Origin of the sequence: Mesorhizobium sp. M2A.F.Ca.ET.039.01.1.1, from assembly GCF_003998035.1 — a bacterium.
Classification (GTDB): domain Bacteria; phylum Pseudomonadota; class Alphaproteobacteria; order Rhizobiales; family Rhizobiaceae; genus Mesorhizobium.
Genome location: NZ_RZRY01000797.1, coordinates 1 through 2609, shown reverse-complemented (window position 1 = coordinate 2609; position 2609 = coordinate 1). Strand labels below are relative to the sequence as shown.

Sequence of the window (2609 nt, the reverse complement as noted above, 5' to 3'; positions counted from 1 at the left end):
CCTATGAGGTGGTTCCGGGCGTCACCGCCGCCTTCGCCGCCGCTGCCGATTTCGAGTTGCCGCTGACGTTGCGCGGTGTCTCGTCCTCGATGGTGTTCACCACCGGACACGACCTCAAGGGCAACTCGCTGCCCGATTGGGCCAAGCTCGCCATCTCGGGCGCGACCGTCGCCGTCTATATGGGTCGCTCGGTCGCGGCCGAAGTCGCTGGACGGCTGATCGAGGCGGGGCTGTCGCCGGACACGGCTGTCGCCGTCGTCGAGAATGCCAGTCTCGGCAGCCGGCGCCGTTTCCATGGCACGCTGGCCGACCTGCCGTCGCTGGAAGAGCGCGCCGACCTCACCGGTCCGGTCATGACGATCATCGGCGATGCGGTCGCTGGCGCCAATTTCGAACGATCCGAGCCGCTCGCGGCACATAAGCATGAGGGCGCGGCTTCAGCCGTCGCCGAAGGAGTTCAGCCATGAAGGTTCTGACCGCGAACAGGCTCTCCGACGGCATCGCCGTCTGGTACGCCGATGGCGGCTGGGCGGAGACGGTCGGTCATGCGGATATCGCACATGACAAGGCGGCGGAGGATCGGCTGGAAGCGATCGGCGCCTCTGCCTACGCCAACAATGAGGTTGTCGACGTCAATCTGATCGACGTCGATGTGGTCGACGGTTTGGCCGAGCCGGTGCGGCTGCGCGAAAAGATCCGCGCCGCCGGGCCGACCATCCGCACCGATCTCGGCAAGCAGGCCGCCCCGGAAGCCATCGGGGCGTAGAATTTTAGAAAAGCAGCGGGCGGACGCGCCCGGAAAGACGAAGCATGTACCGTTACGACGAGTTCGACCAGGATTTTGTTCACGCCCGCGTCGCCGAGTTCAGCGACCAGGTGCAGCGCCGGCTTGCCGGCGAGATCACCGAGGACCAGTTCCGGCCGCTCAGGCTGATGAACGGCGTCTATCTGCAGCTGCACGCCTATATGCTGCGCATCGCCGTGCCCTATGGCACGCTGAACAGCAGGCAGTTGCGCATGCTCGGCCATATCGCGCGCAAATACGACAAGGGCTACGGTCACTTCACCACGCGCCAGAACATCCAGTTCAACTGGCCGGCGCTGTCGGACATTCCGGCGATCCTGGCTGATCTCGCCAGCGTCGAGATGCATGCGATCCAGACCAGCGGCAACTGCATCCGCAACGTCACCGCCGATCATTTCGCGGGCGCCGCCGCCGACGAGGTGGCCGATCCGCGCCCCTATGCGGAAATCCTGCGCCAATGGTCGTCGGTGCATCCGGAATTTTCGTTTCTGCCCAGAAAATTCAAGATCGCGGTGACGGGCGCCGAGCGCGATCGCGCCGCCATCCAGACCCATGACATCGGCCTGCATCTGAAGAAGAACGCGGCCGGCGAGCTGGGCTTCGCGGTCTATGTCGGCGGCGGCCAGGGCCGCACGCCGATGGTGGCCAAGAAGATCCGCGATTTCCTGCCGGAAGCTGATCTTCTGTCCTACTGCACGGCGATCCTGCGCGTTTACAATCTCTACGGCCGCCGCGACAACAAGTACAAGGCGCGCATCAAGATCCTGGTGCACGAGACCGGCGTGGAGGAGATCACCCGCCAGATCGAAGCCGAATGGCAGGAGCTGAAGGACGCCGAGCTGAAGTTGCCGGAGGCGGACATTCAGGCCATCAACGCCTATTTCGCGGCGCCGGCGCTGACCGCCCGGCCTGAGGGCGACGATGTGGTGAAGCAGGCGCGGCTCGATTCCAAGAGCTTTTCGGAATGGCTCGACCAGAATGTCGTGACGCATCGCCATCCCGACTATGCGGCGGTCACGATCTCGCTCAAGGGCATCGGCGAGGTGCCCGGCGACGCCAGCGACAGCCAGATGGAAGCGGTGGCCGACATCGCCGAGAAATACGCCTTCGACGAATTGCGGGTCAGCCACGAACAGAACCTCATCCTGCCGCATGTGGCGCGCGCCGACCTGAAGGCGGTCTATGACGCGCTGGTGGAGATCGGTCTCGCGACGGCCAATTCCAACCTGATCAGCGACATCATCTCCTGCCCCGGCCTCGATTATTGCGCGCTGGCCACGGCGCGCTCGATCCCGATCGCGCAGGAAATCTCGCAGCGCTTCGCCTCGCTGGAGCGGCAGCGCGAGATCGGCGAGTTGAAGCTGAAGATCTCCGGCTGCATCAATGCCTGCGGCCACCACCATGTCGGCCATATCGGCATCCTCGGCGTCGAGAAGAAGGGCTCCGAGCTCTACCAGGTGACGCTCGGCGGCTCGGCCGACGAGAACACCTCCGTGGGCGAGATCATCGGCCGCGGCTTCTCATCGGAAGAGATCACCGATGCCATCGAGCAGATCGTCGACACTTATCTCGGCCTTCGGCTCAGTCCCGACGAACGTTTTATCGACGCCTACCGCCGAGTCGGTCCCGCGCCATTCAAGGAGGCGCTCTATGCTGGCGAAACCAAGGCCGCTTGACCGTATTGTCGACGTCGAGGCCGGCATCGCCGCCGAAGCGGCGGGGCTCGACGCGCTGCTCGGCCATCTGAAGCCGATCGAGATCATCGAGCGCGCGGCGCGCGAATCCTTCCGCGGCGAGGTCGCGG

Annotated in this window: 3 protein-coding genes; all 3 read left to right on the top strand. The window is 64.7% G+C overall.

The annotated features are described in order from the left end of the window. The coding region (locus tag EOA24_RS33845) for an SAM-dependent methyltransferase (RefSeq protein WP_245501914.1) at nt 1-467 on the top strand (467 nt) is incomplete at its 5' end. Continuing rightward, the gene (locus EOA24_RS33840; RefSeq protein ID WP_126081176.1) at nt 464-766 is read left to right on the top strand and encodes a DUF2849 domain-containing protein; all 303 of its coding nucleotides are present in this window, start codon (nt 464-466) and stop codon (nt 764-766) included. The genes EOA24_RS33845 and EOA24_RS33840, both read left to right, overlap by 4 nt. Nucleotides 767-810: 44 nt before the next feature. Further along, nucleotides 811-2481: a nitrite/sulfite reductase gene (locus EOA24_RS33835; protein ID WP_126081177.1), complete on the top strand. Its 1671-nt coding sequence runs from the start codon at nt 811-813 to the stop codon at nt 2479-2481. Nucleotides 2482-2609 lie beyond the last annotated feature (128 nt).

Coding starts and splice junctions, on each gene's coding strand:
- EOA24_RS33835 (WP_126081177.1), top strand. CDS start 811: ATGTACCGTTACGACGAGTTCGACCAGGATTTTGTTCACGCCCGCGTC.
- EOA24_RS33840 (WP_126081176.1), top strand. CDS start 464: ATGAAGGTTCTGACCGCGAACAGGCTCTCCGACGGCATCGCCGTCTGG.